Origin of the sequence: Streptomyces rapamycinicus NRRL 5491 (genome assembly GCF_024298965.1) — a bacterium.
GTDB lineage: Bacteria > Actinomycetota > Actinomycetes > Streptomycetales > Streptomycetaceae > Streptomyces > Streptomyces rapamycinicus.
On record NZ_CP085193.1, the window covers coordinates 6,579,809 to 6,603,798 of the forward strand.

Sequence of the window (23,990 nt, forward strand, 5' to 3'; positions counted from 1 at the left end):
GTATCGCTCCCCATCACCCCAGCATCCATGGCCGGAGTATCTCAGTCCGCCTGCTCCGAACAGGCGTATGAGCATATCGGCCCGCACTATCCGATCCCACTGCGACTTCAATCGCGGACTGGGGCGTCAGGCGAAGCCGCTGCCCGGAAAGCTGATGCGCCGGGGCGTCAGCTCAGGGCGGCCTCGCCTGTGTGGACCGCTCGCAGGGCGCGCTCGACGGTTTCCTGGTTTTCGCCGACCGGGGCAACGTAGTCGAGGACGCCTCGGGCGGCCTCGTCTCCGAGGGTGCGGGTGATGACCCATGTGCCGAGGTACTGGGAGGCCAGGCAGCCGCCCGCCGTGGCGATGTTGCCCTCGGCGTGGAAGGGGACGTCCAGGACGGTGACGCCGCTGGCTTCGACGAAGGGGCGGGTCTTGATGTCCGTGCAGGCGGGCATGTTGTCGAGCAGCCCGAGCTCGGCGAGGACCAGTGCGCCGGAGCACTGGGCGCCGATCAGCTGGCGTGACGGGTCGAGGGGGAGCCTGGAGATCAGACGGTCGTCGGCGACCACGTCGCGCGTCTTCACGCCGCTGCCGATCAGTACGACGTCGGCTTCCGTCACGAACTCCATCGGGCGCTGGCCGGTGATCTCGACGCCGTTCATGGAGGTGATGACCGGCGTCGGCGTGGTGATGAACGCCTCCAGGCCGTCCTTTCGGCACCGGTTGATCAGTGCCGAGGCGATGAAGCTGTCGAGTTCGTTGAATCCATCGAACGTGACCACGGCTACCTGCTGCATGGCATCTCCCTCGACTACGGCAGGGCGGGTGCTCAGCCTCCCAGGTGTGCTGTGGTCGGGGCGCGGGCCAATTGGTGGGTGGTGGCTCGTCCAGCCCTGGGGCCCAGTCCTTAAGACGTCTTTAGGACTTATGCTGAAAGTGTCTGCGCGACCTAGGACGGTGAGCACCCATGGCCAAGTACGAGCAGATCGCGGACGCCCTTCGTCAGAGCATCCGCGCAGGTCAGCTCGAACCCGGGGAGCGGCTTCCGGCCGAGGACAAGCTTGCGGCGCGGTATCGGACGAGCGTGCCTACGCTGCAGCGGGCGCTGTCGGAGCTGGTGGCCGAGGGGCTGATCGACAGGCGGCACGGGGTGGGGACGTTCGTACGGACGCCGCGCCGGCGGGTCGAGCGGAGCAATGAGCGGCATCAGTGGGAGAAGGACCGGGCCCGCCGGTCCAGGGCGGAGCGGCTGCGGACCGGGTCGACCGAGCACGACACCGGGCTGGAGGTCGGCGACCTCGCGTTTCACGCCGAGTACCGCGATGCGAAGGCCGACGAGGACCTGGCGTCGGTCTTCGGGGTCGCCGTGGGCACGCGGCTGCTGGAGCGGATCTACCGCACCAACTGCCGTGAGGAGGACGCGCCGTTCGCGCTCGTGCACTCCTATCTGGTCCACGATGTCGTGGCCGCCAATCCCGACCTGCTCGACGCCGCCCATGAGCCCTGGCCCGGCGGCACCCAGAATCAGCTCTACACGATCGGCATCGAGCTGGACCGCATAGAGGAGCGGATCACGGCCCGGCCGCCGACGGTGGAGGAGGCGGAGGCGCTCGGCCTCAAGAAGGGGGTTTCGGTGATCGTTCTCCGGAAGATCTGTACGGACATCGACGATCGGGTCGTCGAGGTCTCCGATGTGACGTTGTGCGGAGACCGTACGGAACTCGTCTTCACCACGCCCCTGAAGAGGTGGTGACCATGCCGAACACCATCACCGTCATCACCGCGGTCCACGCCCCGGGCGCGGCGCATCTGCCGGACGCCCACAAGTCGTTGCGCGAGCAGGAGCTGCCGGACGGCTGGGACTGGCAGTGGGTGATCCAGGAGGACGGCGAGACCGACGCCGTACGGCCCTACGTGCCCGACGACGTGCGCGTCAGCTTCGGGCAGGGCCGGGCCGGACGGGCCGCGATGGCGCGCACGATGGGGCTCTCCCGCGCCGAGGGCGCGTACATCAAGGTGCTGGACGCCGACGACATGCTCACCCCCGGCGCCCTCGCCCGCGACCTCCGCGCGCTCACCGATCACCCCGAGCTCGGCTGGGCCACCTCCCGCGCCCTGGACCTGCTGCCCGACGGTTCCACCGTCGGCTTCGAGGGTGACCCGCCGCAGGGGCCCATCGCACGCGGCGCGGTCCTCGAATTCTGGCGGGCGAACGACCACCGCGCCCAGGTCCACCCCGCCACCCTCTTCGTACGCCGGGACCTGCTCCTCGCCCTGGGCGGCTGGATGGCCCTGCCCGCCTCCGAGGACACCGGCCTCCTCATGGCCCTCAACGCGGTCAGCCGCGGCTGGTTCACCGCCGAGACCGGTCTGCTCTACCGCAAGTGGCCCGGCCAGGTCACCAGCCAGTCCGCCCACACCGACGCGGCCGAGCGCGCGGCACGGTTCGCGGTGGTCGAGGCGCGGGCCCGGGTCCTGGCCGCCATGGAGGGCTGGCGCTACGACAGCCGCTGAAAACCCGCTCGCCGCCACCGATGAGTTTGTGCGGGCTTCCCGGTCTGAGAGGAGGAAGAGCTCACCGACGGCATTCGCATCCCATGGAGGGGCGTCATGAGGAAGATCACCGCCAGCCTGTTCATCGCGCTCGACGGAGTCGTGGAGGCGCCCGACCAGTGGCACTTCCCGTATTTCAACGACGAGATGGGCGCCGCCGTCGACGCGGGCCTCGGCGCGGCCGACACCCTCCTCATCGGCCGTAAGACCTACGACAGCTTCGCCGGAGCCTGGCCGGACCGCGAGGCGGCGGGCGGTGAGGACGCCCACTTCGCCAAGAAGCTCGGCGACGCCCGCAAGATCGTCCTGTCCCGCCAGAAACTCAGCTTCACCTGGCGGAACACCGAGCAGCTCAAGGGCGACTTCGCCGACGCCGTCACCGCGCTGAAGAACGAACCGGGCGGGGACATCGCCCTCAGCGGCTCGGTCTCGGTCGTCCGGCAGCTGATGGCGCACGGCCTGCTGGACGAGCTGCACCTGCTGGTCCACCCGATCGCCGTCCGCAAGGGCATGCGGCTGTTCGACGAGGCCGAGACCACGATCCCGCTGAAGCTGCTCTCCTCCGCCACGTTCAGCACCGGTGTGCTGCACCTGGTCTACGCCCCGGCCGAGTCCACCGCCGACGCCACCTACGAGGACGCCAAGACCCACCTGCCCCAGGACGACCAGTAGCACGAGTTCCTCATGAAGCAGGCGGCTGTTCCTGCGGCTGCTGCGGCTGAGGTTGCTGTGGTTGGGGCTGTTCGGGCTGGGGTTGCTGCGGTTGCTCGGGTTGGTTCGGAGGCTGCTGCGGCTGCTGGGACGGCGGCTGCTGGGACGGCGGCTGTTCAGAAGGCGGCTGTTCGGATGGCGGCTGTTCGGATGGCGGCGGGGTCGTCTCATCCGGCGGTGTGGTCGACTCAGGCGGTGTGGTCGACTCAGGTGGGGTAGTCGGCGACGGAGACTCGGTGGTCCCAGGCGGCGAGGTCGTTTCAGAGGGGGGCTCGGTTGTCGGCGGAGACTCGGTCTCGGTTTCAGACGGGTCCGGGGTCACCTTCGGCGGAGGTGGCAGATCGATCACGCCCTGCACTCCACCCATTGCCATGCTTCCGGGGTATTCATTCCGTGACAATACGTTGTCGTCGGAATTTCCCTCGCTGCCATCGCCGACCCCGCGTACGAAGACGACACCCTTGTTGATCTGGACCATAGTGATCTGTTTGACGACGGTCGATGACGTATTGACGACAGTGACGGAGTTGGATGAGAAGCTGGACCATGTTGGCCCGCTGAACGTCGCCTGGGCGCCTTGCGGTGGTGCGGTCACTTTCACGGGGTTCCCGCAGTTGCACTTCGCGACAGGGGTTCCGCGCTTATCGATGAAGACCGCGGTCCCGGCCTGGAGGACCAGGCCGTCCCACGTCACCTCGCCACTGCGGAATCCGTAGGAAGTCACATACGTGTCCGAGCGCAGAGTGACACTCGACAGTTGACTGACGTAGTTCGGTATGTCAGCCGACCGAATTCCTTGAATCTGACTCCATGCTGCCGCTTTTCTCGGATCGGCCTGCAGTTCGGTGATCAGTGCCTGTCCATTGCAAGGGGCCTGACCCGGGGTCCCGGCATACAGCCCAGGCGCGTTGCTTTGGAAGGTCCGACCCCCGCTGGAGGGTGACGCTACGTTTCTCTGGTCAGTTCCCACGGGGCGCGTGAACGCCGGCACAGAAGTCGTCCCGACCGGCTCCCGGCGATATTCAACTGCCTCCGCTTTCCGGGAGGTATAGATGATCGCGAACACCGCTACGACGATCACGACGACAATGAGTCCGATGATCAGTAGTGTGCGACGCGAGGTGAGGCGCCATGAGTTCGAGCTCATATTTCATCCTTCCCTCACCTCTCACTCTGCTCGCGCCATGCGTGCTCTGGTTCCCCTGAGGGGGAGGGGTTCCTCCCCTACTTATGGGTGATTTCAGCACACGCTGTCGATGGATGATTGGTTGTTTCAGAGGCGCTAGGGCAGCGTCTCCGCGTCGACCCGCGAGAAGACCAGGTCGCTTTCCTCCGTGACCGGGCCTCGCCAGCGGACCGGAACCTCGGGTGGGTGCCGCAGGGCGTCGGGGTAGCTGGCTGCCGCGTAGTCGTTGGGCAGGCGGTAGACGTGGAAGCCGTGGTCCTTGAGGGCGGTCAGCAGGTCTTCGACGGAGTCGCCCAGGTCGGACATGCGCTGGGGGGTGACCTCGACGGTCAGTTCGGCGTCGGGGCGCAGTTTGTCGAGGAGGGGGACGAGGCCGCGGACCACGCTGCCTTCCGCGCCCTCCACGTCGATCTTGATGACCCGGGCGTTGGTGATCTCGTCGTCGGTGAGGAGGTCGGGCAGGGGCTGGGCCGCGATCTCGAAGGTGGACTCGGCGGGGCCGTCGTAGGGGACGACGCTGTTGGCACCCATGTTGCGGGAGCTGGCGAGGATGAAGGTCAGCAGTTCGTCGCGGTCGGAGACGGCCGCGTTGAGGGCGCGGATGTTGGTGCGGTCGTTGCGCCGGGCGTGGCGCTGGAGGAGCTGGTGGAACGTCGGTGAGGCCTCGATCGCCACCACCGTCCCGCCGCGGCCGACGAGGCGGGAGGCGAGGACGCTGTAGTAGCCGATGTTGGCCCCGACGTCCACGAAGACGTCCCCGGGCTTCAGCCGGCGCTGGAGCCACCGCGTCATATGGGGCTCCCAGACGCCGAAGAGGTAGAGGTACCGCTGGATGAGGTCCTGGGTGTCGACGGCGAAGGTGGCGCCGAAGCGGGTACGGGCCAGGCGGTGCAGGGGGCGGTCCCGCAGGGCGGCGTTGAGGTGGCGTTCGACCAGGGCCCGCTTTCCGGCGCTCCAGGGCGCGTGGCGGACGTACTCGCGGCCGAGGTCGAGAGCGGCCTGGTCGACGAGCCTGCGGATCACGGGGTCTCCAGGTGGGGGAGGTGTCTTCTTGTGTGCGGCGTGCGGTCTCGTTCGGTGCCGCCGCACTGGTGCCCAGTGTCCCCCGGACATGCCCGGACAGGTCCGGCCATGGTCCGGACAGGGTCCAGCCATGGCCCGGACAGGGGCCGGACGAGGTCCAGCCATGGTCCGGACATGGAAGCGCCCGACCGCTGGCGACGGGGGATGCACCAGCGGTCGGGCTGTACCTAAGAGTAACGCGGCCGCCGGGATGGGGAAGCCGACTCCTCCCTTGCGGGAGCAGTTGTGACCGCGATCACGCAACGTTCGCGCAACGTCGTTACTGACCGCACGGAGGCGTGTACGAGAGCCGGGAGAGGTATTCGTCCCATTTCTCCGGAGTCAGTACGCCTCGCGTCATCGAGCAGATGCGACGCTCCGCCTCTTCCACGTCCAGGCTCCACAGCCGGACCGTGTCCGCGCCGCTGGACACCCCGAGCATCCGGCTGTGCGGGCTGAACGACAGGAAGTTGCCGGTCTTGGCGTTGGGGCTCAGCGACTGGCCGATGGACGTGGCCTTGGAGGGGACGGTGACGTCCCACAGCCGGACCGCGTTGTCGTTGCCGCCGCTCGCGAGCGTGTCGCCGTCCTGGCTGAAGGTCAGCGACACGATCGCGTCGGTGTGGCCGGTGAGCGGGGACCGCAGCCGGGTCACCCTGCCGGGGTCGGTGACGTTCCAGAGCCGGACCGTGTTGTCGTCGCTGCCGCTGGCCAGCGTATGGCCGTCCGGGCTGAAGACGAGCGCGTTGACGGGTCCGAGGTGGCCCGTGACCGGCCCGCCGCGCGGGGTGGCGTGGCGCGGGTCGGTCACCTTCCACAGCCGGATGGTGTTGTCCGCGCTGCCGCTGGCCAGTGTGCGGCCGTCCGGGGTGAAGACGAGGGTGTTGACGTAGCCCCGGTGGCCGGTGAGCGGTTTGCCGAGTCGGCGGACATGCGACGGGTCGCTGACGTTCCACAGCTGGATGGTGTTGTCGTTGTACGCGGTCGCCATCATGCGCCCGTCCGGCGTGAAGGCCAGCGCGCCCGCGAACCGGGTCCGCAGGGGGACGGGCGGCTTGTACGGGACGGGCCGGGTCGGATCGGTGACGTTCCACAGCCGCACCTGGCGGTCTCCGGTCATCATCGCCAGGGTGTGGCCGTCCGGGGTGAAGGTCAGCTCCCGCACCGAGCCCTCGCCGGGGTCGAACGGCTCGCCCAGCGGCACCGGCCGGTTGGGATCGTCCACGTTCCACAGCCGGACCTTCTCGTCGCGCCCGGCCGTGGCGAGCACCCGCCCGTCCGGGCGGAACACCCCGATCCGGCCGACCATGTCCGACGTCGGGATCGACCACAGCCGGACCGTGTTGTCGCCGCTCCCGGTGGCGAGGGTCCGCCCGTCGGGGCTGAAGCCCAGGGCGTACATCTCGCCGCTGCTGCCCGCGAGCGGCTCGCCGACCTGTGACGGGTACGCCGGATCGCTGACGTTCCACAGGCTCGCCGTACTGTCCTGGCTGGCGACGGCGAGCATGGATCCGTCCGGGCTGAAGGACACCGACCAAATGGGGCCGATGTGGCCGGTGAGCGGCGAGCCCAGCGGCTCCGCGTGACGTGGATCGCCGACATCCCACAGCCGGACGGTGTTGTCCGCGCTGCCGCTGGCGAGGGTCCGGCCGTCCGGGCTGAACGCCACGGAGTGGATCAGATCCTTGTGGCCGGTCAGCACCTCGCCGATCCGTTTCGGCCGGCGCGGATCGGCCATGTTCCACAGCCTGATCGAGGCATCGTCGCCCCCGGCCGCCAGCGTCCGCCCGTCGGGGCTGAACGCCACGGAGCGCACGGCGGCGGTGGCGCCGGTCAGCGCGCCGATCGCCTTCGGCCGGTCCGGGCGCCGCATGTCCCACAGGCGCACCACGCGATTCTCCGTGGCGGTGGCCAGCGTGCGCCCGTCCGGGCTGAAGGCGAGCAGATAGATCGTGCCGTCGTGGCGGGAGAGGGGCGCGCCGAGCCGGCGCGGATGGCGGGGGTCCCGTACGTCCCACAGCCGGATCGTGCCGTCGTCGCCCGCGCTGGCGAGGGTCTTGCCGTCCGGGCTGAATACCGCGCTGCTCACCCAGCTGGTGTGGCCGGTGAGGGGCTTGCCCAGCGGTTTGGGGCGGGTCCGGTCCTTCACGTCCCACAGCCGTACGGTCCGGTCGTAGCTGGCGGTGGCCAGCAGCTGCCCGTTCGGGCTGAACGAGGTGAGGTAGACGGCGCCGGTATGGCCGTGCAGCGGCGTGGCCAGCGGCGCGTTCACCACCGACAGCAGCCGGTTTCTGGTGGCCTCGTCGTGCGGCCGCAAGTCGTGTGCCACCAGGGCGAGCTGGGCGGACAGCGACGGATCCGTGTTCTGGAAGCGATCGGCCTCGGTGACCACCTGCTCGAACACCGCGTCGTCCCGCTGCTGCCACGCGACCACCGCCGTACCGGCGGCCAGCACCGCCAGCGCGACCAGCGCCGACACCGCGCCACGGCGGAGCCACACCGTACGCCTGCGCAGCCGCACCGAAGCGGCCAGGAACTCCACCGCGCTACGGGTCAGATAGGTGCCGCCGGCGGTCTTCGCCCAGGTGTGGGCCTGTTCCAGCCGGGAGCCCCGGTAGAGCAGGGACGAGTCGCGGTTCGAGCCCTCCCAGGACCGGCCGTCCTCTTCCAGCCGCTGGCGCACCAGATGGTCGTTGCGGTCCTCGTCGATCCAGTCGCGCAGCCGGGGCCAGGCGTGGAGCAGCGCCTCATGGGTGATCTCCACGGTCTCGGCGTCGAGCGTCACCAGGCGGGCGCGGACCAGCGTTTCGAGCGATTCCTGCGTCTTGCCCGGATCCGTAGACTCCCTCGCCAGCTGGTGCCGGGTCCCCCGTCTGCGGGTGGCCTGGGTGTCCTCGCCCAGCCGGACCAGCCGGAGGAGCAGCAGCCTCGCGGCGGTGCGCGCCTCGGAGTCGAGGCTGGACCAGGCCCGCTCGGCGGTCGCCGCCACCGCCCCCTGGATGCCGCCCGCCGCGCGATAACCGGCCAGCGTCAGCCGTCCGCCCTTCCGCCGCTGCCAGGTGGCGAGCAGGGCGTGGGAGAGGAGCGGCAGTACGCCCGCGTCATGCGTCCCGCGCGGGCCGTCGGCGCTCACCTCCCGGACGATCAGTTCCGCGAGCCCCGGTTCGAGCTCCAGGCCCACCGCCTTGGCCGGGCCGGTCACCGCCTCGCGCAACTCGGCTGTGGTCAGCGGCCCGAGCACCATGTGCCGGTGCTGGAGCGCGTCGGCCAGTTCGGGGTAGCCCAGGCACAGCTCGTAGAAGTCGGCGCGGATGCCGAGGACGACGAGCACGGGGGGCGGCTCACCGGGGCCGGCGGGGGTGCAGGCGGCGTGGAGGAGCTGGATGAACGTACGCCGGTCGGCCTCGCCCGAGCCGAGGGTGAACGCCTCCTCGAACTGGTCCACGATCATGACGGGGCGGGCGTCGGAGGACGGCGTCTCGCGGTCCGCCCATGCGGTGACGGCCTCGCGGACCGTGTGGGCGAATTGTGGGGTGCCGGGTTCGGCGGCTGGTTCGTATGCCGTTGGTTCGTAGGCGGCCGGTTCGTGTGTGGCTGGATTGTTTGCTGTCGGTTTGTCTGGTGTTGATTTGTTCGCTGTTGGCGCGTCTGCTGTCGGTGTGTCTGTTGTTGGCGCGTCCGCTGTCGGCGCGTCCGCTGGTGGGCCGTCAGCCGCCCGTCCGTCCGCGTCCGTGTCCGCGTCGGCGTCCGGTTCCGCGTCAGCGTCCGCCTCCGGATCCGGTTCGTCCGTTTCCGGTTCCTCCGTCGTGGGGACCACACGCGCGAGTTCGGGGATATGGCGGACCAGCTCCGCGAGCGGGTCGCCGCCCGGTACGAGTTGCAGTACACCCCTCGCCCGGCTGTCCCCGTCGCCCGGCGCCCCGGTGCGCAGCGCGGGCACCAGACCGGCGTTCAGCAGCGAGGACTTCCCCGCCCCCGAGGCGCCCACGAGCACGACCAGGCCGCCCGTCTTCTCCGCCGCGTGCAGCTGGGTGACGAGGGCGTCCGTGCTCCGCTCCCGGCCGAAGAACCACCGGGCGTCCTGCCGGCGGTACGAGGCCAGCCCCCGGTACGGGCATACGCCGCCGGGGACCGCCGGACCCTCAACCGGGGGCCCTTCCTCTTCTTCGGCGGCCGGGGCGGGCCGTTCGCCGACCGGGTCGGCCAGCGCACGCTCCCACAGCCGCTGCCAGCGGGCCATGTCGTACAGGCCCGGGGACACCGGCACGGGCCGCGAGCGCCGTGCGTCGGGTATCAGGACATGCAGGACGGCCGCGAGGGCGGCGAATTGGGCGGGTGCGTTCTTCGCTCGTCGCCAGTCGCTGATCCGCTGGGCGGAGACCCGTACGGGACGCCCCCGCTCATCGGTCCGCTGGAGTCGGACGACCGCCTCGGCCACGCTCTTGAGGGGAGGATTACCGGCCTCCCTGTACAGCAGTGCGAGGCGTTCCGCGAAGGCTATGCGTGCCCCCGAGTCGGAACTCAAGGTCTCCACTCCTTACTTCCCCCGCGCTGGACATCCGGACCGGAAAACTCACTTTATATGGCTGACCAGCGGAGAAACCGGCGGCGTGATACCGGAACCTCCTCGGTGGGAGGCGCAGCTGGCAGGATCATGGCGCGATAGCGCATCCACCACGAGCCGTCCAGCCAGGCCATCAGCTCAGCGCACGGAGAGACAACCCATGGCACCGCATGTTCTCGGTCAGCTTTCGCCGCGGTCACGAGACGGTGGTCACCGGCGCGTCGCGTGAGCCCCGGAGATCCGTGAAGCCGCTCCCCTCGGGGACGGCGGTCGTGTCGACCACGGATCCGGCCCCCCGATCCGCACCCGTATGGCGCGGATCGGCACCGCTCCAGCGTTCGGCACCGGTCCCCACGAGGGGAGGGACCGGCGCCGGACGTTGTGGCGGTTCTGTCGTCTCTGCTACGTCTCTGTCGTCCCCGCTACGTCATCTGGGCGCGGCGGGCCAGTCGCCGGGGCCGCCGCCGTTCCATTCGATCAGCGCGGGGTTGTCGAGGGGCGCGTCCTCTTCCATCACACCCGCGCGGTGCAGGAGCCGCCGGAGCTCGTCCGGGCTCACCACCACTCCGACGTCGGCGCCGTCGATCAGCACACGGCGGCGGCCGTCCAGCGGTTCGTCCACCACGACGCGAGGCGGGGCCGGGGTCTTGTCCTCCATCAGTCTCCTAGCGGGGGGACCACTGGCTTCAGCCGGTGGGGGAATCGCATCCCTGGGCCATGATATTTTCCTCTTGTCCCGGAAGGGATCGGTTTGGGCTGGACCGCCACCTTCGGGTTGGAAGCTCCCCCTCCTTCAGGCGGGGGAGCGGAGTCACAGGACCAGGCTCGCCGCTTCCGGCCCCGACCGCACCTCGGGCGGGACATGCCGGGGCCGACGCAAGAGAAGTCTGGAAGACACGACGGAGGGCCTGGGACCGGTCACCGGTCCCAGGCCCTCCGTCGTGTCGGTTGTATCGGTCGCGCCGGTCAGCCGCAGTTGCCGCCGCACTGGCACGGGCCGCCGGACTGACAGCCGCAGCCGCAGCCCGAGCCGCAGCCGCATGCGCCGACGGGGTGGGTCGGAGCGGGTTCGGGCTTGGAGAGGTCCGCCATGCGTCTCCTCCTCGGGAGGGGTCACGTCACCTGCTGCTCATGGTGCCGACGACCCGGCGGCCGGGCGCAGGGGCGCGTCGACGGCGCGTTGATGCACACCGTCGCAGACGCTCACGCTCCGTAGCCGCTCGCGCCTGCGCACGGTCATGCTCACGCCCCTTTGGCGCTCACGCCCCTTTGGCGCTCACGCCCCTTCGACATCCCCCTGCGGGGATATCTCGTCGGCGTGCTCACCGGTGACCAGGTAGACCACGCGCTTGGCGACCGAGACCGCGTGGTCCGCGAACCGCTCGTAGTAGCGGCCCAGCAGCGTGACATCCACGGCCGTCTCGATGCCGTGCTTCCAGCGGTCGTCCATCAGGTGCTGGAAGAGGGTGCGGTGCAGCAGGTCCATCGCGTCGTCGTCCTGCTCCAGCTGGAGCGCGAGGTCGACGTCCTTGGTGATGATGACCTCGGCGGCCTTCGCCATCAGCCGCTGGGCGAGCTGGCCCATCTCCAGGATCGTGGCGTGCAGATCGTGCGGCACGGCCGAGTTCGGGAAGCGGAGCCGGGCCAGCTTGGCGACATGCTGCGCGAGGTCGCCGGAGCGCTCCAGATCGGCGCTCATCCGCAGGCTGGTCACCACGATCCGCAGATCGGTGGCGACCGGCTGCTGCCGGGCGAGCAGGGCTATCGCCCGTCCCTCCAGGTCCCGCTGCAGATCATCGACCTTCTCATCGGCGGCGATGACGCTCTCGGCGAGCTTGAGGTCCGCGTCGAGAATGGCAGTGGTGGCACGGCCGATGGCCGAACCGACGAGCCGGGCCATGTCGACCAGGCCGTCCCCGATCGAATCAAGCTCCTCGTGGTACGCGTCCCGCATCACTGACCTCTTTCACTGACTCTCGGTGACGATCTTTGACAGGCTCTGACAGGTTTCCTGGCAGTTCTCCGTGGCTCATGCCCCGGGGCCTCACACTTCCACGCTCCGGCCGAAACGCGTCCGCTTCCGGCATCGGGCGTTAATCACACCTGATGCCCAGGTGAACTCTCGGCAACGCGGCCCCGGCTGCCCCGTGTGAGGCCCGCTCGACGAAACGTCCGGAGTGAACCGATACCGACTCCTCGGTGAACTCTCGGCAACGTCTGACCGAGGGGATCGTCACGGGGCTGTGGAGGGGTCTCGCCGCCCGCATAACCTGGATGCATGAACGTGAACGCGGCGATCGCCGCAGTGGCGGCGCTCGCCGGGTTGTGCACCGGCGTCATCGCCATGCTGGCGTTCCGCTGGAGCGAGCGTGAACAGGCGAAGCCTACGCGCTCCTCGCTGCATACCGACGCAGTGCTGCCGCCCGGCGTGGACACAGTGTTGTCGGTACTGCGTTCCTCGGCCGTCGTCCTCGACGAAGCGGACGCCGTCGTCAAGGCGAGCTCGGCCGCGTACGCGCTGGGCCTGGTGCGCGGCGGCAAACTGGCCGTCGAGCCGATGCTGGCGATGGCCCGCGACACCCGGCGGGACGGCGAGATCCGGCAGATCGAGCTCGATCTGCCGCGCCGCGGCACCGGCCGGGGCGGCGACGCGCTCGCCGTCTCCGCCAGAGTGGCCCCGCTGGGCTCCCGGCTGGTCCTGCTGCTCGTCGAGGACCTCACCGAGGCCCGCCGGATCGAGGCCGTACGACGCGACTTCGTCGCCAACGTCAGCCATGAGCTCAAGACCCCCGTCGGCGCGCTGTCCCTGCTGTCCGAGGCCGTGATGGACGCGTCCGACGACCCGGAGGCGGTCACCCGCTTCGCCGGGCGGATGCAGGTCGAGGCCACCCGCCTGACCAGCCTGGTCCAGGAGCTCATCGACCTCTCCCGGGTGCAGAACGACGACCCGCTGGAGGACGCCGAACCGGTCCGGGTGGACGAGCTCGTCGCCGAGGCCATCGACCGGTGCCGCCACCAGGCGGGCACCAAACAGATCACGATGGCCACGGGCGGCACCGCCGATCTGCACGTCTGGGGCAACCGCGGCCAGCTGGCCGCCGCGCTCGGCAATCTCGTCGAGAACGCGGTCAACTACAGCCCGGCCCGCACCCGCGTCGGCATCGCCGCCCGCCGAATCCCCGCGACCGGCGGGGACCTGATCGAGATCGCCGTGACCGACCAGGGCATAGGCATCTCCGAGAAGGACCGCGAGCGGATCTTCGAGCGCTTCTACCGGGTCGACCCGGCCCGCTCGCGGCAGACCGGCGGGACCGGGCTCGGGCTCGCCATCGTCAAGCATGTGGCCGCCTCGCACGGCGGGGAGGTCACCGTGTGGAGCGCCGAGGGACAGGGCTCCACCTTCACCCTGAGACTCCCGGAAGCCGGTGCGGCGCGGGACCGGGACCGCTCGCGGAGCGAGACGCGCGAGTCGAGCGAGTCGTACGACACCGGAGACCTCGATGGCGAGGACCACGGCCGGCCGTACGAGACCTTCACCAATGAACCACTCTCAGCCCCGGAGGTCCTTCCGTGACCCGAGTTCTGGTCGTCGAGGACGAGGAATCGTTCAGCGACGCGTTGTCGTACATGCTTCGCAAGGAGGGATTCGAGGTCGCGATCGCGACCACCGGCCCCGAGGGGCTCGATGAGTTCGAGCGGAACGGCGCCGACCTGGTGCTGCTCGACCTGATGCTGCCGGGCCTGCCCGGTACGGAGGTCTGTCGCCAGCTGCGCGGCCGGTCCAATGTCCCGGTGATCATGGTGACCGCCAAGGACAGCGAGATCGACAAGGTGGTCGGGCTGGAAATAGGCGCCGACGACTATGTGACCAAGCCCTTCTCCTCGCGCGAGCTGGTCGCCCGGATCAGAGCCGTGCTGCGCCGCCGCGGTGAGCCGGAGGAGATCGCCCCGGCCGCCCTGGAGGCCGGACCGGTCCGGATGGACGTCGACCGGCACGTGGTCACGGTCGGCGGCGGCAAGGTGGACCTCCCGCTGAAGGAGTTCGACCTGCTGGAGATGCTGCTCCGCAACGCGGGCCGGGTGCTGACCCGTATGCAGCTGATCGACCGCGTCTGGGGCGCGGACTACGTGGGCGACACCAAGACCCTCGACGTCCACGTCAAGCGCCTCCGGGCCAAGATCGAGCCCGACCCGGGCGCGCCTCGGTACCTGGTGACGGTGCGGGGTCTGGGCTACAAGTTCGAGCCGTAAACCGGCTCATGCGTGAGGGCGGCCCTGGAAAGGTCCAGGGCCGCCCTCACGCATGCCTGGGCGGGTCTCAGTGACCGCCGCCGTTCGGGGTGGGCTCGCCGGAGGCGATGCCGTTGGGGGCGCCGCTGCTCTGCTCGCCGCCGGGCTGGCCGCTCGCCGTGCCCGACGGGGTGCCAGAGGGCGTACCACTGGCGGTGCCGCTGGGCTTACCGCTCGGCTTGCCGCTGGGCGTCGCCGGGCCCGTCGGCTTGGCGGTCGGCAGTTCGGACGGGCCCCAGCCCTTGAAGTAGCTCTTCGCCGGGACCACGAACGCGGTGATCGGGATGTTGCCGGTCGAGCTGAGGTCGAAGACGACCCGCTGCGCGTTGCCGTCCTGGGTGGCCTCGCGCCCGTCGCTGACGACGGCGGAGGCGTTGCCCTCGCCGCCGAAGGCCACCGAGCCGCCGCGCGGGACCACGACCGGGCCCTTGCCCTTGGCCGGGGAGAGCTTCACCCGAGCGCTGGTGCCGGGGAGGGTGATGGCCTTGACGGTCTGGTCGTTCTTGCCGTTGTTGAAGATCCGGCCGGTGACGACGGCCGGGCCCTCGGCGGTGCGGTCCGGCTGGGTCACCACGGTGGCGTTCTGGATCTTGATGTCCCCGACGGACGTCGCGGCGTTGTCGGGTTTGACCCCCAGCGTCTGCGCGTCGTTCCCCGCCGCGCAGGCGGAGAGCGGGGCGATCGAGACCACGATGGCGGCTGCGGCGAGGGCGCCGCGTCGAAGGCTGCTGCTCACGGCGGCGGCATCTCCTAGGACGAGGTAAAGGTTGGATCAGCGCGCTTAGATTACCGATCCGCCCTCTTCGGCTCGCACCCGACCCGCCCCTAGGCGATCGGCCCCGGGGCGGCACGCCCGTACGCCGCCGGTTCCGGCGTGGTTCCGGCGTGGTTCAGGTGTGGTCCCGGTGGGTTCCGGTGTGGTTCCGGCGCGCTTCCCCGCGTGCGTTACGCGGTCCGTGCGGCGCCGTCCCGAAGTCCCGAATATCGGCTCGACCGGTCGCGCGGGAGATTATCGGTAAGGAATCCATGCATGTCCGAGAATTGATCACAGACTTGATCCGCTCTGCGTGATCAACTCCGTGATCAATTCGCGAATCGGGGCCGGATCCCTCGCTCCTGATCCGAACGGAGTAGCGGAAGTCCATCGACTGGACTCCGGCAAAACGGGACGTAGGACCACTCGTCCGGGCTTCTTCCGACGCGTAACGGGTGGGTTTCGGGGTGCCCGGACAGCCGCTCCCACCTGCGAATACCCGGTTCCGCAGGCCTCGTGCAGCACGTCCCTGCCGCACTTGTCAAGCCCCGAGATATGCCCTGACCTGCGAAAACGCCATTCAGAAGAAGGCGTTCCCGTGTTACCCTGGATAGCCACGGAAGGGGTACCTGTCACATGACGTTCAAGGTTGGCGACACCGTGGTCTATCCCCATCACGGGGCCGCGCTGATCGAGGCCATCGAAACTCGCCAGATCAAAGGCGTGGACAAGACCTACTTGGTGCTGAAGGTCGCCCAGGGTGACCTGACGGTTCGTGTGCCGGCGGACAATGCGGAGTTCGTCGGTGTGCGTGATGTGGTCGGCCAGGACGGGCTGGACCGGGTCTTCGAGGTGCTGCGCGCACCGTATGCGGAAGAACCGACTAACTGGTCCCGTCGCTACAAGGCAAATCTCGAGAAGCTCGCCTCCGGCGATGTGATCAAGGTTGCCGAGGTCGTGCGTGACCTGTGGCGCCGAGAGCGTGAGCGCGGACTCTCCGCCGGTGAGAAGCGCATGCTCGCCAAGGCCCGCCAGATCCTGGTGAGCGAGCTCGCCCTCGCCGAGAGCACCAACGAGGACAAGGCCGAGGCCCTGCTCGACGAGGTTCTCGCGTCCTGACAAATCAATGCCGTGGTGCCCGAGTGACTCAGACGTGAATTCCCGCTAAATCGTCTGTCGCCGGGCGCTGCGGCATGTGTACGCGCCGGACGCCCTTGATCCCCTGAGTGATCTCCTTTGATCCCCCGTTTGATCCCCCGAGTGATCTCTGAGCCCCCGGTCCATCGCACCTGGTGCGGTCCATCGCACCCGGTACCGATGCGCCACCGCGCGCACGGTGCGCGGTATAGGTGTGCCGGGCCCGGGCAGCTGGCTCGACCAGTCGTCACGGAAGGGGCCGGTCGGGGCATCGCGCCCGGCACGCTGTGGCCATACCCATTTCGGCTGAGGAAGCAAACCTGAACGCCAACTCAATGTCCGCAACACCGGATCACGGCGGCTCCGGCGCGTCCGGGCGAACCGCCCGCACCGCCGCCGTGATCCCCGCCGCGGGCCGCGGAGTGCGGCTGGGCCCGGGCGCCCCCAAGGCGCTGCGCCCGCTGAGCGGCACCCCCATGCTCGTCCACGCCGTACGGGCGATGGCCGGATCCCGCTCCGTCTCCCTCGTCGTCGTGGTCGCCCCGCCGGACGGCGCCGACGAGGTGCGGCGGCTGCTGGACGCGCATCCGCTGAGCGGCAGCCTCGGCGACACCACCGAGGTGGTCGTCGTGCCCGGCGGTGAGACCCGCCAGGAGTCGGTGCGCAAGGGTCTTGCCGCCGTCCCCGAGACCGTCAGCACCGTGCTGGTGCACGACGCGGCCCGGCCGCTGGTGCCCGTGGACACGGTGGACGCGGTCGTCGCCGCGGTACGGGACGGGGCGCCCGCCGTCGTCCCGGCGCTGCCGCTGACCGACACCGTGAAGCGGGTCGAGCCGCGCACCGGGGAGCGGGCCGGTGAGCCCGAGCCGGTGGTCGGCACCCCCGAGCGCGCCCTGCTGCGCGCCGTCCAGACCCCGCAGGGTTTCGACCGCGCCACGCTCGTGGCCGCCCACGAGAAGATCGTCCTGGAGGGCGAGGGCGCCACGGACGACGCGGGCATGGTGGAGCGGCTCGGTGTGGAGGTCGTGGTCGTTCCCGGCCACGAGGAGGCGTTCAAGGTGACCCGGCCGCTGGACCTGGTACTGGCCGAGGCGGTCCTGGCCCGCAGGAGGGCGAACGATGGCTTCTGACGCGGCGATGCTCCCCCTGGTGGGCATCGGTACGGATGTGCACGCCTTCGAGAAGGGGCGTGAGCTGTGGTGCGCCGGGCTGCTCTGGGAGGGCGAGGAGTACGGACTCGCCGGGCACTCCGACGGCGATGTGGCCGCGCACGCCGCCTGTGACGCGCTGTTCTCCGCCGCCGGGCTGGGCGATCTCGGCGCCCACTTCGGCACCGACCGCCCCGAGTGGTCCGGCGCGGCCGGCACCACGCTGCTCGCCGAGGCCGCCCGGATCGTCCGGGACGGGGGCTTCGAGATCGGCAATGTGGCGATCCAGGTGATCGGCGTACGCCCGAAGATCGGCAAACGGCGCGAAGAGGCGACGAAGGCGCTGACGGCGGCCGTGGGCGCCCCCGTTTCGGTGTCCGGTACGACCACGGACGGGCTGGGGCTGACCGGCCGCGCCGAGGGGCTCGCGGCGATCGCGACGGCGCTGGTGTTCCGCGGGTAGGGGCGACCGGTGGTGCGCACGGGGGCGCGGGTGCTCCGCGTCGACCACCCAGGCGAACGGCGCCCGGTCCGTGGTGCGCACGGGGGGCGCGGGTGCTCCGGCGGCGACGCCGCCCGGCGGTCAGGGGGTGACGCCGCCCGGCGTTCCGGCGGTCAGGGGGCGCGCGGGCGCGTCCGGAGTGTCGCCCGCGTCCCGAGTGTCACGCTTCTGTGTCCCCGTGACGGAAGGGGCACGGGGCACCGTTCTCTTCCCACTACCCTTGATGCGTGACTATTCGCCTGTACGACACCAGCGCCCGGCAGATCCGTGACTTCACCCCGCTCAACCCGGGCTGCGTCTCGATCTACCTGTGCGGCGCGACCGTGCAGGCCGCCCCGCATATCGGGCACATCAGGTCGGGGCTGAACTTCGACATCATGCGCCGCTGGTTCGCCCACCGCGGCTATGACGTGACGTTCATCCGCAATGTCACGGACATCGACGACAAGATCATCGCCAAGTCGGCGGAGCAGAAGCGCCCCTGGTGGGCGATCGGCTACGAGAACGAGCGCGCCTTCAACCAGGCGTACGACATCCTCGGCTGCCTGCCCGTGACCTATGAGCCGCGGGCGACCGGTCATGTCCCCGAGATGATCGAGATGATGCGGGAGCTGATCGACCGGGGTCATGCGTATGCCGCCGAGGGCAATGTCTACTTCGATGTGCGCTCGTTCCCCGAGTATCTGAAGCTCTCCAACCAGGATCTCGACGGACTGCGCCAGCCCGCGGGCGAGGGCGAGACCGGCAAGCGCGACCCGCGCGATTTCGCCATGTGGAAGGCGGCGAAGCCGGGGGAGCCCAGCTGGGAGACCCCGTGGGGGCGCGGCCGTCCCGGCTGGCACCTGGAGTGCTCGGCGATGGCGCACAAGTACCTCGGGCGCGCCTTCGACATCCACGGCGGCGGCGTCGACCTGATCTTCCCGCACCATGAGAACGAGATCGCGCAGGCCAAGGCGTTCGGCGACGACTTCGCCGCCTACTGGGCGCACAACGCCTGGGTGACCATGAGCGGCGAGAAGATGAGCAAGTCGCTCGGCAACTCGGTGCTGGTCTCCGAGATGGTCAAGCGCTGGCGTCCGATCGTGCTCCGCTACTACCTGGGCACCCCGCACTACCGGTCGATGATCGAGTACAGCGAGGAGGCCCTGCGCGAGGCCGAGTCGGCGTTCGCGCGGATCGAGGGCTTCATCCAGCGCGTGGTGGAGAAGGCCGGGAGTGTCGAGCCCGCCGCCGAGGTGCCGCCCGCCTTCGCCGAGGCGATGGACGACGACCTCGGGGTGCCGCAGGCGCTCGCGGTCGTCCACACCACCGTCCGCCAGGGGAACTCCGCCCTGACCGCCGACGACAAGGAGGCGGCGGTCGCCCGGCTCGCCGAGGTGCGGGCCATGCTGGCCGTGCTGGGCCTCGATCCGCTCGACGAGCACTGGGCGGGCGGCTCCGACCGCGGTGAGGATCTGCACGGCGTGGTCGATTCCCTCGTCCGGCTGGTCCTGGAGCAGCGGCAGGCCGCGCGGGCCCGTAAGGACTACGCGACGGCGGACGCGATCCGCGATCAGCTCCAGCAGTCGGGCCTGGTGATCGAGGACACCCCGTCCGGGCCGCGCTGGGAGCTGGGCACCCGCTGACCTCGCTGTTTGTGCCGCCCGCGGCATCGGGCGGCACACTTGTGACCGTACATACGACCGTACGACCGTAGACGCTTGTGGCGTTCGACGTTTTTCCGGTTTTCCGTTGCCGTTTGCCGAGCAGCGCTGAGCAGTGAAGAGACAGGTGACATTCATGGCCGGCAACAGCCAGCGCAGGAACCGCCGTACCAGCAACAAGAAGGGCGCGACGGTCGGCAGCGGCGGTAAGCGGCGCCGCTCCCTCGAGGGCAAGGGGCCCACCCCGCCCGCCGAGATGCGCAAGGGACACGCCAAGCAGCGGATGGCCAACGCCCGCGCCCGCCAGGCCGCCAAGCGCCCCGTACCGCGGCGCGGTGGCAAGGGCTCGAACGAGCTGGTGGTGGGCCGCAACCCGGTGGTCGAGGCGCTGCGCGAGGGCGTCCCGGCGAACACGCTGTACGTGCAGCAGTTCATCGACAGCGACGACCGGGTGCGCGAGGCGCTGAAGATCGCGGCCGACCGCGGCGGCATCCACCTCATGGAGGCGCCCAAGGCCGAGCTGGACCGGATGACGAACGGGCTGAACCACCAGGGCCTGGTGCTCCAGGTCCCGCCGTACGAGTACGCCCACCCCGAGGACCTGAGCGCGGCCGCCTTCGACGAGGGCGAGGACCCGCTGATCGTCGCCCTCGACGGCGTCACGGATCCGCGCAATCTGGGCGCGGTGGTCCGCTCGGTGTCCGCCTTCGGCGGCCATGGCGTGGTCGTACCGGAGCGGCGCGCGGCCGGGATGACCGCGGGCGCCTGGAAGACCTCCGCGGGCACCGCCGCCCGCACCCCGGTCGCCCGCGCGACCAACCTCACCCGGACCCTGGAGGCCTACCAGAAGGCGGGCCTGACGGTGGTCGGGCTGGCGGCGGACGGCGATGTCGAGCTGCAGGACCTCGAGGTGCTGGACGGCCCGGTCGTGATCGTCGTCGGCAGCGAGGGCAAGGGGCTGTCGCGGCTGGTGGGCGAGACCTGCGATCTGCGGGTGCGGATTCCGATGCCGGGCGGCGCGGAGTCGCTGAACGCGGGCGTGGCGGCGGGCGTCGTGCTGTACGAGGCGGCGCGGCGCCGGGGCTGACCCAGTGGCGCCCAGTGGCGCGGTGTCGGGGCTGACCCAGTGGGGCCCAGTGGTGCGGTGTCGGGGCTGACCCAGTGGGGCCCAGTGGTGCGGTGTCGGGGCTGACCCAGTGGCGCCCAGTGGCGCGGTGTCGGGGCTGACCCAGTGGCGCCCAGTGGCGCGGTGTCGGGGCTGACCCAGTGGGACCCAGTGGCGCGGTGTCCGGGCCGACCCAGTGGGGCCCAGTGGCGCGGTGTCGGGGCTGACCCTGGTGCGGGCGTGGGCCGGGGCGTGGGTGCCCCGGCCCGGTCCGTTACGCGCCCTCCGGCCCGATGATCTTGACGGGCCTCGGACAGATCGGGACGTCCCCGGCAGTGTCTTTCCCGTCCGTCGCTCGGTTAGTTGGGCGTGGAGACCAGAAAAGCCCGCATGCCTTCGCCCCTGGCGGGACGCGCGGGGGGATTCGACGACGAACCACAGCTGACCATGGCCAAGGTGCCATGCGATCCGGCGCAGGTCGCCGTCAATGCCCCGAGCTTCCGGGTGCAGCTCAGCGTCCCGGTCGTCAGCAACACGCTGACGGACACGGCCCGGCTCGCCCGCGTCCCGGCCCCCGGCCGGCGTCGGCCGCCCGTGGTGTGGAGCGGCCGCACCCGCCCCGGCGGGGACACCGCGGCGGCCCGGCTGCTGCAGGCCGTGCGGTACTCCTCCGAGGGGCTGACCGACAGTCTGTCCGATGGCCTGAACGATGGTTTGGGCCGCTCCCGGGCGGGCGAGGGTGCCGAGGACGTGGGCGCCACGCAGGTGCTGCCGCGGATCGCCTTCGACGACGACACCGCGCCCACGGTCATCGGCCCGCGCAACCCGCGTACGGAGTCCGTGCCCCGGTCGTCCGGCGGAGTGCCCCGGTCGTCCGGCGGGCGGCGGCGTCCGGGCGCGGACGGCCCGGCCGAGGCGGGCGGAGCGCGCGGGGCGGGCCGGGCGAGCGCGGTGGCCAGGGCCGCCGCGGCGGAGCGGCGCGGCGCGTCCTCCGGACGGCCGGGCGCGCTCGACGACGAGCGGGACGAGTCGCGGCGCGCCGCGGTTCCCCGCCCGCGCCGCCACTCCGAGTCCGTACGCCACGCCTACTACCCCGGGCGCCGGATGAACCTCGGCGTCGTCCTGCTCCCGCTGCGCATCTTCCTCGGCTTCATCTCCATCTACGGCGGGATGGGCAAGCTCTCCGACCCCGTCTACTTCGACGGCGGCGAGCGCGGCTCGATGGTCACCTGGCTGCGCAGGCTGCACCCGTGGCCGATCGCCGAGCCGCTGCGCGACCTGGCGCTGGAGCATCCGGTGGGCGCCGGGCTGACCGTGGCGTTCCTGCAGATCGTGGTCGGGGTGCTGACCGTGCTCGGGCTGTGGCAGCGGCTGGCCGCCGCGTTCGGCGCGCTGCTGTCCGCCGCGCTGATCGTCACCGTGAGCTGGCGCACGGTGCCGGTCTACGACGCGCCCGACATCATCTACCTCGCCGCCTGGAGCCCGCTGATCATCGCGGGCGCGCCGGTCTACTCGGTGGACGGCCGGCTCGCCGGCGAGGCGTGGCGGCGGCTCGGTCCCCGGGCCGAACTGTGGGAGCTGCGGCGCCGGGTGCTGCGCCGCGGTGGCGTGATGGCGATGGTGGTCGCCGGGCTGACGCTGCTGGCGGGCTCGATGCTGGGCGCCGCCGTACGGTCCTCGGAGGTCGTGAAGGCGCCGGAGCCGAGCGATCTGCCGACGAACAACCTCCCCGGCTCGCCGCTGCCCAGCAAGCCCGCGGAGAGCCCGCGCGGCGGGCAGCGCGGGACGGTGGGCACGGATGGCGGCACGGCGGGCGCGCCGTCGCCGCGCGAGCGGCTGTCGCACGGCCCCGAGCCGTCCGCCACGGACTCCTCGGCGTCGACGTCCTCGTCCGGGGTGCCGAGCGCGACGGATTCGGCGTCCGGCACGTCCGGTCGGCCCAGCGGCGCGTCCCGGCCCCGCCCCGGCCTGGGGACGACCCCCCGCTCCCCGCGCCACCCCCTCGCCCCGACGGCGCCGGGCCCGTCCTCACCGGGCGGCGCCGGTGGCGGCCTGTCCGCGGGTGGCCCGGAGGGCGGGCCGCCGGAGGACAACACGTACAACTACAGCGACCCGGCCGCCGAGGAAGCAGCCCTGGGTGGCCTCCTCGGCTGAGAACGGTCGCGCTCCCGCACCAGGGCGCCCACCGTGCCTCAGGCTTGTGGGCACGCCAGGGAGGTGTCCGGCGGATCTTGACGCCTGCGGCGGGCTGTTCCCCTCCCCGCCCCTTCCCGAAACTGGGGCTCCGCCCCAGACCCCGGGGTCCAGGGCGGAGCCCCTGTCCCGCGGCCGAGCCGCATGTCGATGCCGCGGGAAGGGGCGGGGAGGGGAAGTTCCGCCGACCCTAGGCACGGGCACCGTGATGGGCGGCCATCGAGGACCCTCGGGTGGACGCTGGGCCGCGCCCAACCCTGCTGGCGCCGCATCACGCGCAGCCGGGGTTCAGGCGTGTGGCACAGGTGTCGTGTCGAAGGGGCCGTGGCCGTGGGGTGGGGGGCCGGCGGCCAGTTCCTTGGCGGCCTCGGTCAGGTCCTTGGCGGTGTCGATGGCCCGCCAGTACGCGCCCTGGGGCAGTGGGAAGCCCGCCAGTCGACGTTCCCGCGCCAGGCGCGGGAAGGTGGTGCGTTCGTGGTCGCCCCGGTCGGGCAGCAGCGCGGTGAAGGCGGCGGAGAAGACGTAGACGCCCGCGTTGATGAGGTACGGCGAGGGCGGCGACTCGATGAAGTCCAGGACGTGGCCGAACTCATTGGTCTCCACCGCCCCCCACGGAATGCGCGGCCGGGCGAGGGCGAGCGTGGCGGTGGCGCCGCGCTCGTCGTGGAAGTCCGCCATGTCGCGGAGCGAGAAGCGGGTCCAGATGTCGCCGTTGGTGGCGTACCAGGGCTGGTCGGGCTCGGGGAGCCTGGTGGCGGCGAACTTCAGGCCGCCGCCGCGCCCCAGCGGCTCCTTCTCGACGACGGTCTTCACCCGCAGCGGCAGCTCCGCCGCCTCGAGCCAGTCCTGGAGGACGGCGGCGAGGTGGCCGCAGGAGACCACGGCGTCGGTGACGCCCTCGGCGGCCAGCCAGGCCAGCTGGTGGCCGATGATCGGAGTCCCGGTGCCCGGGATCTCGACCATCGGCTTGGGGCGGTCGTCGGTGTACGGACGCAGCCGTGAGCCCTGGCCTCCGGCCAGGACGACGGCTTGTGTGGGGCGCGCGGTCTGGTGGTGATGCCCGGGCCTGCGCTCGTCGTCATCGCTCATGAACCGCACCATATGCGGTGCGGGGACCGCCGATGGGGGAACGAGGGTGGGAAGAGCCCCGGCGGTACGGC

19 protein-coding genes are annotated in these 23,990 nt (G+C 70.8%); 11 read left to right on the top strand and 8 right to left on the bottom strand.

The genetic code is table 11. The features are described 5' to 3' along the window. Positions 1 to 167 precede the first annotated feature (167 nt). Positions 168 to 779 carry a DJ-1/PfpI family protein gene (locus LIV37_RS27800; RefSeq protein WP_020870417.1) on the bottom strand — a complete coding sequence of 204 codons (612 nt, stop codon included), beginning with the start codon at positions 777 to 779 and terminating at the stop codon, positions 168 to 170. A 170-nt stretch (positions 780 to 949) separates the two neighbouring features. On the opposite strand from LIV37_RS27800, the gene LIV37_RS27805 reads away from it, so the two are divergent. The 3 genes from LIV37_RS27805 to LIV37_RS27815 all read left to right on the top strand — a co-directional run bounded on the left by LIV37_RS27805 (position 950) and on the right by LIV37_RS27815 (position 3,207). Further along, the gene (locus LIV37_RS27805; RefSeq protein ID WP_020870418.1) at positions 950 to 1,735 is read left to right on the top strand and encodes a GntR family transcriptional regulator; all 786 of its coding nucleotides are present in this window, start codon (positions 950 to 952) and stop codon (positions 1,733 to 1,735) included. Positions 1,736 to 1,737: 2 nt separating this feature from the next. After that, positions 1,738 to 2,496 (top strand): glycosyltransferase family 2 protein, encoded by a 759-nt coding sequence (locus LIV37_RS27810; protein WP_121825234.1) that lies wholly within the window; start codon positions 1,738 to 1,740, stop codon positions 2,494 to 2,496. A gap of 96 nt (positions 2,497 to 2,592) precedes the next feature. Then, positions 2,593 to 3,207: a dihydrofolate reductase family protein gene (locus LIV37_RS27815; protein ID WP_020870420.1), complete on the top strand. Its 615-nt coding sequence runs from the start codon at positions 2,593 to 2,595 to the stop codon at positions 3,205 to 3,207. 10 nt (positions 3,208 to 3,217) lie between these two features. On the opposite strand, the gene LIV37_RS27820 is transcribed toward LIV37_RS27815, so the two are convergent. The 5 genes from LIV37_RS27820 to phoU all read right to left on the bottom strand — a co-directional run bounded on the left by LIV37_RS27820 (position 3,218) and on the right by phoU (position 12,012). Beyond that, on the bottom strand, positions 3,218 to 4,393 hold the full coding sequence (locus LIV37_RS27820; protein WP_121824431.1) for a DUF6777 domain-containing protein: 1,176 nt from the start codon (positions 4,391 to 4,393) through the stop codon (positions 3,218 to 3,220). A gap of 135 nt (positions 4,394 to 4,528) precedes the next feature. Next, positions 4,529 to 5,452: an FkbM family methyltransferase gene (locus LIV37_RS27825; protein ID WP_243146291.1), complete on the bottom strand. Its 924-nt coding sequence runs from the start codon at positions 5,450 to 5,452 to the stop codon at positions 4,529 to 4,531. A 322-nt stretch (positions 5,453 to 5,774) separates the two neighbouring features. Further along, entirely contained in the window at positions 5,775 to 10,028 is a 4,254-nt protein-coding gene (locus tag LIV37_RS27830) for a WD40 repeat domain-containing protein (RefSeq protein ID WP_121824429.1), read from the bottom strand. 457 nt (positions 10,029 to 10,485) lie between these two features. Continuing rightward, positions 10,486 to 10,716 carry a hypothetical protein gene (locus LIV37_RS27835; RefSeq protein WP_020870423.1) on the bottom strand — a complete coding sequence of 77 codons (231 nt, stop codon included), beginning with the start codon at positions 10,714 to 10,716 and terminating at the stop codon, positions 10,486 to 10,488. Positions 10,717 to 11,334: 618 nt separating this feature from the next. After that, entirely contained in the window at positions 11,335 to 12,012 is a 678-nt protein-coding gene (phoU, locus tag LIV37_RS27840) for a phosphate signaling complex protein PhoU (RefSeq protein WP_020870424.1), read from the bottom strand. A 324-nt stretch (positions 12,013 to 12,336) separates the two neighbouring features. Here phoU and phoR point away from each other — a divergent pair, with 324 nt between their 5' ends. Next, the gene (phoR, locus tag LIV37_RS27845) at positions 12,337 to 13,632 is read left to right on the top strand and encodes a two-component system sensor histidine kinase PhoR (protein ID WP_020870425.1); all 1,296 of its coding nucleotides are present in this window, start codon (positions 12,337 to 12,339) and stop codon (positions 13,630 to 13,632) included. Beyond that, positions 13,629 to 14,309 (top strand): two-component system response regulator PhoP, encoded by a 681-nt coding sequence (phoP, locus tag LIV37_RS27850; protein WP_020870426.1) that lies wholly within the window; start codon positions 13,629 to 13,631, stop codon positions 14,307 to 14,309. Before phoR ends, phoP begins: the two co-directional genes overlap by 4 nt. Before the next feature lie 67 nt (positions 14,310 to 14,376). On the opposite strand, the gene LIV37_RS27855 is transcribed toward phoP, so the two are convergent. Continuing rightward, positions 14,377 to 15,084 carry a hypothetical protein gene (locus LIV37_RS27855; RefSeq protein ID WP_020870427.1) on the bottom strand — a complete coding sequence of 236 codons (708 nt, stop codon included), beginning with the start codon at positions 15,082 to 15,084 and terminating at the stop codon, positions 14,377 to 14,379. A 654-nt stretch (positions 15,085 to 15,738) separates the two neighbouring features. Between LIV37_RS27855 and LIV37_RS27860 the strand changes: the two genes are divergently transcribed. The 6 genes from LIV37_RS27860 to LIV37_RS27885 all read left to right on the top strand — a co-directional run bounded on the left by LIV37_RS27860 (position 15,739) and on the right by LIV37_RS27885 (position 22,791). Beyond that, complete coding sequence (locus LIV37_RS27860; protein ID WP_009716930.1) at positions 15,739 to 16,221, top strand: CarD family transcriptional regulator; 483 nt, start codon at positions 15,739 to 15,741, stop codon at positions 16,219 to 16,221. Positions 16,222 to 16,574: 353 nt separating this feature from the next. Beyond that, on the top strand, positions 16,575 to 17,369 hold the full coding sequence (gene ispD, locus LIV37_RS27865; RefSeq protein WP_020870428.1) for a 2-C-methyl-D-erythritol 4-phosphate cytidylyltransferase: 795 nt from the start codon (positions 16,575 to 16,577) through the stop codon (positions 17,367 to 17,369). After that, complete coding sequence (ispF, locus tag LIV37_RS27870; RefSeq protein WP_121824428.1) at positions 17,359 to 17,850, top strand: 2-C-methyl-D-erythritol 2,4-cyclodiphosphate synthase; 492 nt, start codon at positions 17,359 to 17,361, stop codon at positions 17,848 to 17,850. The genes ispD and ispF overlap by 11 nt, the downstream gene beginning before the upstream one ends. A 266-nt stretch (positions 17,851 to 18,116) precedes the next feature. Then, positions 18,117 to 19,514: a cysteine--tRNA ligase gene (gene cysS / locus LIV37_RS27875; RefSeq protein WP_020870430.1), complete on the top strand. Its 1,398-nt coding sequence runs from the start codon at positions 18,117 to 18,119 to the stop codon at positions 19,512 to 19,514. Between the two features lie 154 nt (positions 19,515 to 19,668). Continuing rightward, on the top strand, positions 19,669 to 20,619 hold the full coding sequence (rlmB, locus tag LIV37_RS27880) for a 23S rRNA (guanosine(2251)-2'-O)-methyltransferase RlmB (protein ID WP_121824426.1): 951 nt from the start codon (positions 19,669 to 19,671) through the stop codon (positions 20,617 to 20,619). Positions 20,620 to 21,027: 408 nt separating this feature from the next. Continuing rightward, positions 21,028 to 22,791, top strand: a complete 1,764-nt coding sequence (locus tag LIV37_RS27885; RefSeq protein ID WP_185057999.1) for a DoxX family protein — start codon at positions 21,028 to 21,030, stop codon at positions 22,789 to 22,791. A gap of 327 nt (positions 22,792 to 23,118) precedes the next feature. Here LIV37_RS27885 and LIV37_RS27890 read toward each other — a convergent pair whose 3' ends face one another. Further along, a complete protein-coding gene (locus LIV37_RS27890) occupies positions 23,119 to 23,919 on the bottom strand; it encodes a nucleotidyltransferase family protein (RefSeq protein WP_020870432.1) in 801 nt (266 codons plus the stop codon). Between the last annotated feature and the right edge of the window lie 71 nt (positions 23,920 to 23,990).

Excerpts from the sequence above, each read along its gene's own strand:
- LIV37_RS27800 (WP_020870417.1), bottom strand. The coding sequence starts at position 779 with ATGCAGCAGGTAGCCGTGGTCACGTTCGATGGATTCAACGAACTCGAC.
- LIV37_RS27805 (WP_020870418.1), top strand. The coding sequence starts at position 950 with ATGGCCAAGTACGAGCAGATCGCGGACGCCCTTCGTCAGAGCATCCGC.
- LIV37_RS27810 (WP_121825234.1), top strand. The coding sequence starts at position 1,738 with ATGCCGAACACCATCACCGTCATCACCGCGGTCCACGCCCCGGGCGCG.
- LIV37_RS27815 (WP_020870420.1), top strand. The coding sequence starts at position 2,593 with ATGAGGAAGATCACCGCCAGCCTGTTCATCGCGCTCGACGGAGTCGTG.
- LIV37_RS27820 (WP_121824431.1), bottom strand. The coding sequence starts at position 4,393 with ATGAGCTCGAACTCATGGCGCCTCACCTCGCGTCGCACACTACTGATC.
- LIV37_RS27835 (WP_020870423.1), bottom strand. The coding sequence starts at position 10,716 with ATGGAGGACAAGACCCCGGCCCCGCCTCGCGTCGTGGTGGACGAACCG.
- phoU (WP_020870424.1), bottom strand. The coding sequence starts at position 12,012 with ATGCGGGACGCGTACCACGAGGAGCTTGATTCGATCGGGGACGGCCTG.
- phoR (WP_020870425.1), top strand. The coding sequence starts at position 12,337 with ATGAACGTGAACGCGGCGATCGCCGCAGTGGCGGCGCTCGCCGGGTTG.
- LIV37_RS27860 (WP_009716930.1), top strand. The coding sequence starts at position 15,739 with ATGACGTTCAAGGTTGGCGACACCGTGGTCTATCCCCATCACGGGGCC.
- ispD (WP_020870428.1), top strand. The coding sequence starts at position 16,575 with ATGTCCGCAACACCGGATCACGGCGGCTCCGGCGCGTCCGGGCGAACC.
- ispF (WP_121824428.1), top strand. The coding sequence starts at position 17,359 with ATGGCTTCTGACGCGGCGATGCTCCCCCTGGTGGGCATCGGTACGGAT.
- rlmB (WP_121824426.1), top strand. The coding sequence starts at position 19,669 with ATGGCCGGCAACAGCCAGCGCAGGAACCGCCGTACCAGCAACAAGAAG.
- LIV37_RS27885 (WP_185057999.1), top strand. The coding sequence starts at position 21,028 with ATGCCTTCGCCCCTGGCGGGACGCGCGGGGGGATTCGACGACGAACCA.
- LIV37_RS27890 (WP_020870432.1), bottom strand. The coding sequence starts at position 23,919 with ATGAGCGATGACGACGAGCGCAGGCCCGGGCATCACCACCAGACCGCG.